9 protein-coding genes are annotated in these 12,825 nt (G+C 44.7%); 1 reads left to right on the top strand and 8 read right to left on the bottom strand.

Features of this window, described 5'->3' with window-relative positions:
- Window positions 1-2 precede the first annotated feature (2 nt).
- The 6 genes from pilM to ABWT76_RS25235 form a co-directional block, all read right to left on the bottom strand.
- On the bottom strand, window positions 3-1,109 hold the full coding sequence (pilM, locus tag ABWT76_RS25260) for a type IV pilus assembly protein PilM (protein ID WP_054464895.1): 1,107 nt from the start codon (window positions 1,107-1,109) through the stop codon (window positions 3-5).
- Window positions 1,110-1,272: 163 nt separating this feature from the next.
- Window positions 1,273-2,589, bottom strand: a complete 1,317-nt coding sequence (locus ABWT76_RS25255) for a folylpolyglutamate synthase/dihydrofolate synthase family protein (protein ID WP_054464776.1) — start codon at window positions 2,587-2,589, stop codon at window positions 1,273-1,275.
- Window positions 2,590-2,997: 408 nt separating this feature from the next.
- Window positions 2,998-5,298 carry a spermidine synthase gene (locus ABWT76_RS25250; protein WP_190877075.1) on the bottom strand — a complete coding sequence of 767 codons (2,301 nt, stop codon included), beginning with the start codon at window positions 5,296-5,298 and terminating at the stop codon, window positions 2,998-3,000.
- 290 nt (window positions 5,299-5,588) lie between these two features.
- A complete protein-coding gene (gene gshA, locus ABWT76_RS25245; RefSeq protein ID WP_054464774.1) occupies window positions 5,589-6,740 on the bottom strand; it encodes a glutamate--cysteine ligase in 1,152 nt (383 codons plus the stop codon).
- Between the two features lie 305 nt (window positions 6,741-7,045).
- Window positions 7,046-7,903: a ribosome biogenesis GTPase YlqF gene (ylqF, locus tag ABWT76_RS25240; protein ID WP_354635125.1), complete on the bottom strand. Its 858-nt coding sequence runs from the start codon at window positions 7,901-7,903 to the stop codon at window positions 7,046-7,048.
- A gap of 187 nt (window positions 7,904-8,090) precedes the next feature.
- The gene (locus tag ABWT76_RS25235; protein ID WP_354635124.1) at window positions 8,091-8,504 is read right to left on the bottom strand and encodes a universal stress protein; all 414 of its coding nucleotides are present in this window, start codon (window positions 8,502-8,504) and stop codon (window positions 8,091-8,093) included.
- A gap of 190 nt (window positions 8,505-8,694) precedes the next feature.
- Here ABWT76_RS25235 and ABWT76_RS25230 point away from each other — a divergent pair, with 190 nt between their 5' ends.
- Entirely contained in the window at window positions 8,695-9,900 is a 1,206-nt protein-coding gene (locus ABWT76_RS25230; protein ID WP_354635123.1) for a phosphoglycerate kinase, read from the top strand.
- A gap of 124 nt (window positions 9,901-10,024) precedes the next feature.
- On the opposite strand, the gene ABWT76_RS25225 is transcribed toward ABWT76_RS25230, so the two are convergent.
- Together ABWT76_RS25225 and ABWT76_RS25220 are read right to left on the bottom strand one after the other, a co-directional pair.
- Window positions 10,025-10,855: a hypothetical protein gene (locus ABWT76_RS25225; protein WP_054464770.1), complete on the bottom strand. Its 831-nt coding sequence runs from the start codon at window positions 10,853-10,855 to the stop codon at window positions 10,025-10,027.
- A 166-nt stretch (window positions 10,856-11,021) separates the two neighbouring features.
- Window positions 11,022-12,815 (bottom strand): OmpA family protein, encoded by a 1,794-nt coding sequence (locus tag ABWT76_RS25220; RefSeq protein ID WP_054464769.1) that lies wholly within the window; start codon window positions 12,813-12,815, stop codon window positions 11,022-11,024.
- Between the last annotated feature and the right edge of the window lie 10 nt (window positions 12,816-12,825).

Raw genomic sequence — 12,825 nt, 5'->3', positions numbered from 1 at the left:
GATTAGACCTCTCGCATTCCTAGACCCAAGACGACCCCCAATGCTGGGTGGATGGCTTGGGATAGTTTTTGTTCTTCATCTTCGATCGCCAAGTCACCAACTGGATCGACGATCATAACGGGTAAACCTAATCGATGACTAAAAAATTCCTCGATTTGGCCGATCGCTGCCCCTGGTCCGGCGAGAAATAGCTGGGAGACATCAGGGCCTTCACTTTGATTGATAAAAAAGTCAATGGATCGCCGCAATTCATCGGTAAGCTCAGACAATACTTTAACAATTGCCTGGACTCCAGGATTGCTTTCTCCCATTGTACCCTCCCCAGTAATTTCCGTTGGATTAGCGGGAATCGATATCTCTTGTAGCATATCGGTCTGTCTGGAGGGAGGCAAGTTCATGGCTTGGGACAGTGCCATCTGAACTTGGTAAGTGCCAATGGGAATAGTGCGGGAAAATTGGGGAATGCCATCCATGAGAATGGCTATTTCGGTGCTGTCAAATTCAATGTCCGCGATCGCCACTGGTTCTTCTTGGGGCAGTTGGCTTAATTCACCTTGAATCGTCCGCAGCAGGGAAAAAATAGTTAAATCTAAAACATCAATCTTTAACCCTGCTTGTTCAAAGGTACTAATATAAGTATCGGTGACTTCTTTACGAGTTGCCACTAGGAGGACTTGGAATTTAGAAATTCCGTCTTCATCCTCAAACACCCCCATCTTTTGATAATCTACATCAGCCTCTTCCCTGGGAAAGGGTAAGTATAGCCCCGCTTCTTGATTCACCATTTCCCGCAATTCTAAATCATTGAGTTCGGCGGGCACTGGCACCACCCGGATCACACCTTCTTTGGCAGGGATAGCCGTGGCAATGTGTCTGGCTTTGATATTATTATCCGCTAAAGCTGTCTGAATCAGCATGGCGACTTCCGGTGGATCGGCAATCAGTCCTTCTTCGATCAACCCTTCTCCTACTTCCACCGATACAAAAGTTTCTAGTTTATATCCAGGCTTTTTCTGACTCAATTGCACAATATTAATCCGGTCTGGGGCTATTTCGATGCCCAATCCAGGGGCTTTTCCTGGCAAGAACTTTTTCAATAGATTTTGCAGACTCTGCACGGCAGTATGGCTCCTGTATTAGGTTATTGGTTATTGGTTATTGGTTGTTTGTTGTTTGTTGTTTGTTGGTTGTTGGTTGTTGATTATTGGTTATTTATTATTTAAGTAAAAACCCGAACAACAAATAACCAATAACCAATAACAATTTTTGGGGTTAATGGTCAATCTGGTTATGAGTGGCAAAAAAATAGCCCAGTAAGTATAAAGAACCGCATAAAATTGTCAGGGTGTCGCAACTAGACAGATCCGGATGATGACAATGTTCTAGGGCGATCGCCAATTCTGGATAGCACTTGATTTCCGCCAATTCTGGGCAAATTGGCTGGGCGATCGCGGCTAAGTCTTCGGGCAGGGCAGAACTATGATCGGGGACTGGTACTAAGTATAGGCGATCGCCCGGTCGGAGCAATGCCTTAAAGATACCCGGATGGTCTTTTGTCGATAACATTCCCATTACCCAGTTCACAGGTTGCGGGGATATTTGATCTACATATTGGCGCAAAACTTGAGCCGCAGCCGCATTATGAGCGCCATCAACTAATAATCGTGTGCCACTATTGGACCAGTTGACCCATTGCAGACGACCGGGCCAGCGTGTTTTCCCCATGCCATCAGCAATTTGTGCGTCGGAAATTTGCCAACCTTGCCCTTGCAAGACTTTTATGGCAGCAATGGCTAAAGCAGAATTGGTTAATTGGATTTCACCCAACAATGGTAAAGGATATTTGATATTTTCATAAACTGCCCATTGTGGTTGATTAGGCAAAAAATTATCCTCTGAGGAATTAACAGAATTATGTTCGACGATCCGCGCTGGTTCGGGAAAAATCGCGGGACAATTCAGTTCAGCAATGCGATTTTCTACGACCTTTTGCGCGTCAGGAGGCAGCGACCCGCAAATCGCCGGACAACCGGGTTTGAGAATACCAGCTTTTTCTCTGGCAATATCGGCGATCGTTGGCCCTAAGCGTTGCCAATGTTCCCAACTAATTGAGGTAATGATGCTAACCAAGGGGCGATCGCAGACATTGGTGGCATCCAATCGACCCCCCAGTCCCACTTCCATCACCGCGATATCCACTTGCTGTTGGGCAAAATATAACCAAGCGGCAGCAGTAATCACCTCAAACTGCGTCGGACAGGGGGCGGCTGGGTCGATCGCTGCTTTAACTTGTTCTAAAAGAGAGATAAATTCCTCACGGGCGATCGGCTTTTCATTCAGAGAAATTCGTTCCGTCCAATCAACTAAATGAGGGGAAATATAGCGACCGACCCGATAACCTGCGGCGGTTAAAATTGCGGACAGATAAGCACAAACAGACCCCTTGCCATTAGTACCCGCGACATGAATTATGGGCACTTTGGCTTGAGGGTTGCCCAAGTCGCCTAAGAGTCGTTGAATTCTCTCTAAACCCAGGTTCACCCCAAAATGTTCAAACTCTTTTAAGATTTCATCGATATTTGTGGTCATTGGTAGTTTCTCTATTGATAAAAAATCAGCGATTGTTGTTCGTTGTTGGTTATTGGTTGTTGCTTGGTGGTTGTTCGTTGTTAGTTGGTTGTTGATTGTTGATTGTTGGCTTATTTATCAGCTATCCGTAGGGTGTGTTAGCGCAAAGCGTAACGCACCAACACCCCATATATAGAAATCCGTAGGGTGTGTTAGCGCGAAGCGTAACGCACCAACACCCCATATATAGAAATCCGTAGGGTGTGTTAGCGCAAAGCGTAACGCACCAACACCCCATATATAGATTCCCTGCGTAATTCCTATGGTTCTTCGTTGTTGGTTTCCATGAAAGAACAACCAACAAACAACAAAAGAATCCCTACCCAACAACAAACAACAAACAACAAACAACAAATAACCATAATGGCATTATTTTTGAGTCACCCAACGTAAAGCACTCAATATATTAGAATAATCATCAGTCCAAATTAAAGTTTCTGGACTAGACCGGGTTTGGGTGGATGCTATCGCTTCCCAGCGAGGGTCTTGGAGTAATGAGCCAAAATTCTCGGATTTCTGAGTCAAAATTACCCAGTGAGAAGCGGATTTACCCATTGCTTTTTCTGTTTGGGATATTTCTCCTTCTTGTTGATGGATGGCCACCAGTCCTAAATTATGAGCGATCGCGCCTAGTACGGGTTCTAAATCAATATACCGATTAGAAATATTCACCAGCAACCATCCCGATGCTTTGATTTTCCTAAAATATAGCTGAAACGCTTCTTTTGTCACCAAATGAACCGGAATAGAATCGGAACTAAAGGCATCCATAATCAGTAAATCATAAGCCCGATCCGGCACCTGCGCTAACTGCAATCGACCATCTCCCAATATTACCTTATAAGGGGCTTTGGCGTCTTGTAAAAAAGTAAAATAACGCGGGTCGCGAGCGATTTTTTCCACCGTGGGGTCAATCTCATAAAAAGTCCATGCTTGTCCCGGTTGGGCATAAGCGGCTAAAGTACCAACACCCAAACCTAAGACAGCAACCTGGGATAACTTTTGCGGTTTTACCGAGGCGAAAAATTGACCAATGGGGCTATCTATAGTAAAATAAGATAGCGGCTCATTCCGGCGTTTGGGATCGAGACTCTGTTTCCCGTGCAGGGTGGTGCCATGCAGTAAACTATGATATTTACCCCCAATTTCATTATCATACTGAATTACTCGATTTATGCCAAAAAAACTCCGTTCACTGTAGAGGATGCCGCCTAAGTTATTCAAGGAAAACTGGCCAATTAGGAAAATAAAACATAAACCCAGTACCCAGGTGATCTTTTTCAATTTAAAGGGATAAAATATCAATATCATTAGCCCTATAGCTATAATATAACCCCTGAGATTATTCAGAAATGCTTCTGGCGAAAATCCTACGAATAATCCGCCAAACAATAACCCGACACTGATAGTTTGAATTTTTTTAATGGTTAAAAATTGGGCGGAAGATGCAAATTCTATGCCCTGGAATAATTGGGGCGATGTTGCATCCGCAACGCTCCGCGAACGCACCACTAAAATAGACAACAACATTATCAGCGGATATTCTAATAAGTAGTTGAATACTAAAGGCGCCGCGATCGCATTAAACAATCCGCCCAAAACTCCTCCCACGGAAATCCACCAATAAAAGCTAGTTAAATGTTCCGGGTTGGGGCGTCTTTGGGCTAACTGCCAATGAAACAAACAAGCAGTGATAAAAAATCCGCCCAAATGTAACAATAGGACAAACCATAAAGGATTAACTAATCGCGCCCAACATAGGAAAATTAACGGAGTCAACCACGCCGGTAATATGGCCAAAAATTGCGGATAAGGCAAAAATTGCTTTCGGGCAAAAGTGAGAATAAACGATAGCAAATAAAGGGCGAGAGGAATTGCCCAAAGCATTGGCATTGCCGCCAAGTCTGTGGTAATATAAGTTGTTAAACCTAACAGCAAGCTGGAAGGAATAAAGGCTAAAATAATCCATTGGAAAATTTCTATTAAATGTGGCGATTCTCTTTCGATATTTTCGATATCTCGCTCTAAAATAATATTATCTGTATTTCCGTCGTCATTTTCTGTTGTTTTAATTTTCGGTTTAGATTGCCAACTACTAACAGCACAAAAGCAGACTAAAAAAATTAATAATATATATAATATAGACCATATCTTACTTTGAAATGTTAAAGAAAAATATGGCTCAATTAAAGTCGGATAGGTTAAGAGACCCAATAAACTGCCAATATTACTAGCACTATATAAAAAATAGGGATCGCTACTGCCCGGATTGTCTGTATCGGCAAACCATTTCTGTAGCAGCGGCGCCGTGGTGGAAACCACAAAAAAAGGTAATCCGACACTGAGGGTTAAGACGGTCAATAACCACAGAATAGGACGCAAATTTTCAGGAGTATAGAAAGGGGTGGATATCGCGATCGGTAAACAAGTCAGTGGCAATAAAAGCAAAGGAATATGTATCATCCCTTGACGACGGGTTCCTAACCATTTACTGCTTAAATGAGCATATCCGTAGCCCAGCAATAATGTGCCTTGAAAAAAGAACTGACAAGTATTCCAAACTGAGGGCGAACCCCCCAGCAAGGGTAAAATCATTTTGGCAACCATTAGTTGCACGGAAAATAACAGAAATGCACTTAAAAATAAGGTATAAGAGTAAAGACGTAGCACCTGTTGCCTCCGTTTTTCATCACTTTTGCTTGAGGCGAAAAATTAAAAAATGATTGTTCCCAGGTCTTACCTGGGAACGTGGAAATGACCGAGAAATATGATTTTTCTTATCCCCCATTCTTAATGGGGGTTGGGGGGATCAAACATGAGAATCAATGCCTAAAAAATAGGGTGAGATGATTTTCCAATATATTGGATTCCCGCATTTGCGGGAATGACAGCTTTTTATCTGGTGAGTATATACTGAATTCATTTATGCCCACCTACTTATATCGACAATCAGGGAACGTTTACGCCACCAATTGTTGACATAATTTATCTTCTAGTTCATGTTCCATTTTGATCATAGCGATAATCCCTTGCGCGATCGCCGTGCGAATATCCGTCCCTCCTTCATAAAGTTTTAACCATTGTTGAGCTTGGTTCCCCTGACGCAAGATTTTTTTCAGGGGTGAAAGGAAGCAAGCAAAACCCCGTTCTTTGGCCAAAGGGTTCATTTCTTCATATAGTTCAGCAATCCAATCCCGGGCTAAAATTGTTCTACCATCAACCCAATGGCGCAACTCAGCATCTAAACTATTGGTAGCGGCGGCGGTTTCGTTAGCATCAGCGAGACTGGCTAAATCTTCAGCGCGACTTTGGGCTGGGAGTTGGCTTTGCACCAGGGGATCTAAGTTGGGGTCTGCTATTACCTGCATAATTCGGGCTTCTAAGAATGCCGCAATAGCTAATAAGGCGATCGGGTCTTCGATCGCATCACAAATCCTCAGTTCCAGGCGGTTAATATTATAAGGACGGTGATCCCCATTGGGACGCACCGACGACCATAAATGCCGCACATTTTGCATTGTCCCGGCTGCGAGTTGTTCTTCCGTCCAGCGGATAAAATGGCTGTGACTTTCAAACAGAGGCACATGGACAGGCGTTTTCGGGAATAACTGCCACCGAGTTGAATGATAGCCGGTGACTTCCCCATCTAAAAACGGAGAAGAAGCACTCAGGGCAAGGAAGAGAGGGGCTTCCATGCGGATCACTCGACAAGCCCGCATCAGCACTTCTGGATCTTCAATGCCAATATTGATATGAATACTGGCGGTGACGATTTTTGTGCCATAAGTTTGCTCGATATAGTCATGGTAAGGGTTGCCTGGGTCTGACCGATAAAAGCGATCGCTGTGACCCAAGGACAAGGTACTACCCGGAACCAGGGTATAGTCCCCCAATGTTTTCAGATAGTCTCGTAGCTGCAACCGAGGTCGAACCAAGTCACACAATAGGCGATCGTAGGAACATAACGGCGGAGTCGTATATTCCACATTTCGGCTATCGGGTTCGCGGACAAACCGATTTAACGCCGCGACAATTTTGTCCGAGAGGCCGATAATATCCCCCTGCGGGGTGCCTGTGTACATTTCGACCTCAAAGCCTTTTGTTAGTAGCACAGTTTTTCTCCACAACAGTGTTCATCTATATCTAGTATCTCGGAAATTTGAGCAACATTCACACGGAAAGATGTGGGGTGTGGGGAAGAGAGGGTTTAGGGTGTAGGGTGTAGGACCGCCATCGGCCGCCATCGGCCGCCATCGGCCGCCATCGGTGTGGGGGGAAGAGAGAAAAGAGAATAGAGAAAAGAGAATAGAGAATTTTCCTATGCATCCTATGCATCCTATGCATCCTATGCATCCTATGCATCCTCTTCCCCTACACCCTACACCCTACACCCTACACCCTGCACCCCCGCTCCCTCCTACTGCTGCGGTGGCAACTCCAAGGCGATCGGACCCAAGACTCCTTTGCGAAACTCTTTTAATAACTGCCTTGCGGTGCGTTCCACATCCCCACGATGCCGTAACTCCGCTAAAGTATGCAGATATTGTTCCCCAGTCATTTCTGTGGGATCTAATTCATAGCGAGAGGCTAAACATTTTGCGCCAACTACCCCAATCTCGTGGCGTTCCAATTGCGTCAGCAAATCGATCATTCCCGCTGCGACTCGTTGATTATCATAGGCCGCATCACCAATATCATCACAAATGGCTAGTTTGAGGGCAGCGGCTTGACTTTCCAACTTAGACGGAATAATTCCTGGGGCGTCTAATAGTTCAAGTTCTTGAGAAATTTTCACCCAGCGCAGGGAACGGGTGACACCAGGGCGTCGGGCACTTTCCACTACTCGTTTTCCCAGCAAGCGGTTAATTAAAGCGGATTTGCCCACATTGGGAAAACCAATTACCACAGCGCGGACGGGTCTAGGCAACATTCCGCGATCGCGCCGCCGTTGATTAATCGCGACTCCGGCAAATTTTGCTGCCCTAGCGACTTGGGCCACCCCATCCCCTTTTTGAGCATTAGTAAAATAGGGAGTTTCTCCTTGAGACTTAAACCAAGTCAACCATTGCTCTTTCACCTGTGGGGCGATCGTATCCATGCGATTCACCACCAAAACCCGGGTTTTTTCCCCCACCCAATTGGGTACTTGGGGATGATGAGTCGATAAAGGAATACGAGCATCAAGCACTTCCAGCACCACATCCACCATTTTTAGCTGTTCTTTTAACTGTCGTTCAGCCTTAGCAATGTGACCCGGATACCATTGAATGATCATTATGAGAGGAAATCCTAAGTTTTTTGTCTGGCATTTGTCTGGTGAGGATTCATAGGATAATCCCCATGAACCCTCAAAAACAGGACTTACGCATGATTTAATATCAACCCCTCCATGTAGGGTTGATTCGCGAATCAACCCTACAGATTTAGGGTTTATGGGTAAGTCCTCAAAAAGAAGTAAAAAACTACGGAACGATTAACACTGCACAGGGAGACAGATTAATCACCAAAGTGGTGACACTTTCCGTTGGTGCTTCCTCCGTCAAACCCATCCCCCGACAACCCATGACAATTAAATCGGCGTCGATTTCATCAGCTACATCACAAATCACAAAAGCCGGTTGACCTTCGCGTTCAATGACTTCGGCTTCAATTCCTTCCTTAGAAAACATATCCTGAGCATTTTTTAGCAATTCTGCCACCGCTTCCGGGGACATCATCGCCTCGTCTGGGGGTAACTCTTCCCCTTCTGGGGGCTTTGGCACTACAGAAAGCAAGACTAAGCGAGCTTTGTAGGTTTGAACAATATTGAGAACCTTGTCCGCAGCTTCGCGGGATTCTCGACTGCGATCGATGGGAAATAAAACGGTCTTGAACATGGCACCCTCTTACGGTACACACTCTCGTATAAAATGTTTACGACAAACAAGTGAAATTTACTCTGGTTGAAGTCTGGCAACGTCGGTGTACTTTCTGTGCCAGGGAGCTTGCCTTCCCGGACAGACAAAGGGTTCGCATCGATTTTCCAGGACTTTAACCGAGACATAGAAAATTCTAGGAGGTATTTTTGTGGCCAAGAAAACTGTAGCAAACTTGTCTGAGTCAGATTTATCGGGTAAGCGGGTATTAGTCCGTGTGGACTTTAATGTGCCTCTGGATGATGCTGGCAACATCACTGATGATACCCGGATTCGGGCTGCTTTGCCTACCATTAAAGATTTAACCGGCAAAGGCGCCAAAGTCATTCTGTGCAGCCACTTTGGTCGTCCCAAAGGTACAGTAGACGAAAAAATGCGCCTGACCCCCGTAGCCAAGCGCCTTTCTGAATTACTCAATCAAGAAGTAGTCAAATGTGACGACTGCATCGGCGATGAAGTTGCTGCCCAAGTGGGCGCCATGCAAAATGGCCAAGTGGCATTACTGGAAAATGTCCGCTTTTATGCCGGTGAAGAAGAAAATGACCCAGAATTTACTAAACAGTTGGCTGCTGTGGCCGATTTATATGTGAATGATGCCTTTGGCACCGCTCACCGCGCTCATGCTTCCACCGAAGGGGTGACACACTATCTCAGTCCTTCCGTGGCTGGCTATTTAATTGAGAAAGAACTTCAGTATCTCCAAGCCGCTATTGACAATCCCCAACGTCCTTTGGCCGCAATTGTTGGCGGTTCCAAGGTTTCCAGCAAAATTGGTGTGATTTCTGCGCTGCTGGATAAGTGCGACAAGCTATTCCTCGGTGGTGGGATGATTTTCACCTTCTTGAAAGCTCGTGGTTTATCCGTGGGTAAGTCTTTGGTGGAAGAGGATAAGCTGGAATTGGCCAAGTCTTTGGAAGCTAAAGCTAAAGAAAAAGGCGTTGAGTTCTTGCTGCCCACCGATGTGGTGGTGGCGGATAAGTTCGCTGCTGATGCCAATACCCAAACCGTCAGCGTGGAAAATATCCCCGATGGTTGGATGGGATTGGATATTGGCCCCGATTCCGTCAAGACCTTCCAAGCGGCTTTAGCGGATTGCAAATCTGTGATTTGGAATGGCCCAATGGGTGTGTTTGAGATGGAGAAGTTTGCCGCTGGGACTAATGCGATCGCTGAAACCCTGGCTGAACTCACCCCCAAAGGCACCAGCACCATCATTGGCGGTGGCGACTCCGTAGCTGCGGTGGAACAAGCCGGTTTAGCTGACCAAATGAGCCATATTTCCACGGGTGGTGGCGCCAGCCTAGAATTGCTCGAAGGAAAAGTGCTCCCTGGCATTGCTGCCCTGGATGATGCCTAATCCCTACTAATGTAGGGTGGGCAATTTGCCCACCCTACGATTATTTCGGTTGAAATGTACGGTGGGCAAATTGCCCACCCTACTCCGGTTTAAATGTACGGTGGGCAATTTGCCCACCCTACGATTATTTCGGCGGATAATATTTCCCATTCCGATACAACCAGCCCGTTAGCTGATGCAAATATTCCACCGTAGACAAACCCCGGACACTTGCGTGTCGGTTTAAAGTGTTGGGATTAATCCCAAATTCTATACATAAAGCGGTTTGGGTTAGCCCGATATCATTTTGCTCATCCTCAGTGAGGGGGCGATCTTTTTCTAAATTATGCTGATGTAAATCCCCATCAATCGGCACCGCAGCAACATCGATAAAATCAGAGTCTTTCTTAGTCTTTGCTCCCTTAAATTTATCAACAATCTGTTCAACTTTATCTAAGCGTTTACTTAACTGACTCACTTGCGATTGAATCCGATGTATTATCGGTTCAATATCCTCAATTTTTGCCTCTAATTTTTCCTCAATTCTCGCTTCAATTCTCGCCTCAAGTTGTTTTTCAATTTTTGCCTCTAATTTTTCCTGAATTTTGGCTTCAAGCAGTTTTTGAATTTGTGGCTCCATTGCTGGAATGAAATCACGATTTAACTCAGGAACTTCTGAGATTGCTAATCCAGAATTAACCGGAGATTGTTCCGGTAACTGACTCGCTACTGGAACCTCTACTTCGGCCTCTAATGAGGAATCAACTGGGGAATCGAAAGAATCCAGTAATTCTGGCTGATTTCCCGCATTAAATCTAGCCAGATAGTCCTCAATAAAAGCCAATAAAGTAGCCGATGCTGTTGTTCCAGATGCACTGGCAGCCTCTTGAAACTTCTCCCATTTTTCGTATGGAATTCTGAAAGTAGCTAAAACCAGTTCATCAGGGTGTCTTTTTTTCACCTGTTTAGGAATCATTGATTGGCAAATTTCCCTTGATTGAATGTGAGCGATCATGTGAGCAATTCGGTAATTGGGTTAAACCTAAAACCTTTATATTGATTCAATACCATCAGCAGACTATCTACGAGACTATCTACCAGACTATCTACCAGACTATCTACCAGACTATCTACCAAACTATCTATTTTCCCGAATTAGCTAAATCTGCTGCGGCTTCAATAATCTCAAAAACCACACATCGCCGCAACCATCTTTCTTGATTCAAATCAATATCTGGCGGGGAACCTGTACCGGCAAATGCCTGAACTCGACGGCGATCTATCCCGCGAGATTCCAACATATTTTCCACCGATTGAACCCGTTGCAATGCCAAATTTTCCCTAGAGAATTCAGTGCGATCGCTGTAGCCAACAATTTTCAAATGCAGACCGGGGTATTTTTCGAGAATGTCTTTAATCTGTTCAATCTTTTCTTCCCAGTCTCCTGGAGGAACTTGAGCAGAATTTTGCCTAAAATAAATCCGAATGCCAATAGAAATTGGCTGAACTATCATTTGATTAGAAACCTGACGAACCCCAGGAATGCCTGCAAAAATTTCAGTAATCTTGTTAAGGGTAGTATGTTGAATAGACGTTCCTGTTAAGCTGACATTTCCCCGATCAAACTCCGCAGAAATGCTAATCCCATCAATTTGATTGAGAATTTTAACCACCTGTTCAACCTCAGCCGCTACTTGCATCATATTCACCGGCTGATCTACTACGATAATCTGATTATCCAACACTAAATCTGGAGCCGCTAACCGCACAATTGTTTCGGCTCGATCCCGGAGATAAGCACTGGGTAATTTTCCGGTTAAGGATAGGATTTTGCCCCGAACATCAACGTTGAGCCGATAAAAGGCTAATTCTGGAGAAGCATCTAAAAGCTTACTGACTTGTTTTTCCCGATCGCCCTGATTAATTTGCACATAGTGATAAATCCCCCAACCAACCAAGATAACAACCATCATCCCTAAACTAAACCCCCAAACACCGGCCCGCACCTTTTGTTTTTTGGCACAGTTAACCGACGGCTGAAACATAAATAGCATCAATTTCCCTAACCCAGATAACCAGCGATTGCTTTTGGTTTTGGCTTTGGTTTTGGCTTTGGCTTTGGTTTTGGCTTTGGTTTTGGCTTTGGTTTTGGCTTTGGCTTCCGTTTCCGTTTCGGCACCGAGATGCTCTAATTCAGAGATTGTCTGACTGGACTCTTGGTTATATTCACTCCCATCATTACCAATTTCTGCTGCGGCCAAGTCTGCCCCTGCCAAGATAGATATTTCCTGATTGTCTGCGATCGCTTCATTTCTAACTTCATCTCTAAAACGATTTAATAAATCATTCACTTCTTTAATCGTTTTAGGATCCGTCTGATCCAGGGCAAGTTGTTCCAGTAACTCCTGATATTCAACCGATTCTCCTTCCTTCGCCTCCGCAGTAAAAGGCTGTAGTAAATCGTCTAAAATTCCGGCGGTTTCTATCGATTTCAAATCAGGAGATTCTTGGAGGGATGGCTTACCTTCCCCGGACTGTAACTCTTGGGCATCAGCATTAGCCAGCGCCAGTGTAGTTTCCGCAAATTCAGCCTCATTTTTGGCCGGTTCACTCGATCGTAATTCCCCGGATAACCCCTCAAATTCCTCAACTTCGTCAATCTCAAGACTGATTTGGTTTATTGCTTTTTCAGCATTTTGACCTCGATTTAGCATTTGGTCAAGTTGCTGCAAATACCTTTGGATTTGCTGATAGTCCATATCCGCCATATCCGATTGTTTGTTATAAATAGTATGATGCTTTTTTTGGAAATCAGCCCGTGGAATGAATTCATCCTTTGGCTGACTGTTCCCCCGATCGTCAAAAGATTTTCTATCTGAGTAATTCATGGTTTGACAAACCAGATCATGTTTGAGTAACTTTGAGCATTTTGACATTTTTGACTTT

The sequence above is a fragment of the Planktothricoides raciborskii GIHE-MW2 genome (genome assembly GCF_040564635.1).
GTDB classification, from domain to species: domain Bacteria; phylum Cyanobacteriota; class Cyanobacteriia; order Cyanobacteriales; family Laspinemataceae; genus Planktothricoides; species Planktothricoides raciborskii.
This window is presented reverse-complemented; position numbering and strand designations above follow the sequence as displayed.

Coding starts and splice junctions, on each gene's coding strand:
- ABWT76_RS25255 (WP_054464776.1), bottom strand. CDS start 2,589: ATGACCACAAATATCGATGAAATCTTAAAAGAGTTTGAACATTTTGGG.
- ylqF (WP_354635125.1), bottom strand. CDS start 7,903: ATGATCATTCAATGGTATCCGGGTCACATTGCTAAGGCTGAACGACAG.
- ABWT76_RS25235 (WP_354635124.1), bottom strand. CDS start 8,504: ATGTTCAAGACCGTTTTATTTCCCATCGATCGCAGTCGAGAATCCCGC.
- ABWT76_RS25225 (WP_054464770.1), bottom strand. CDS start 10,855: ATGATTCCTAAACAGGTGAAAAAAAGACACCCTGATGAACTGGTTTTA.
- ABWT76_RS25220 (WP_054464769.1), bottom strand. CDS start 12,815: ATGTCAAAATGCTCAAAGTTACTCAAACATGATCTGGTTTGTCAAACC.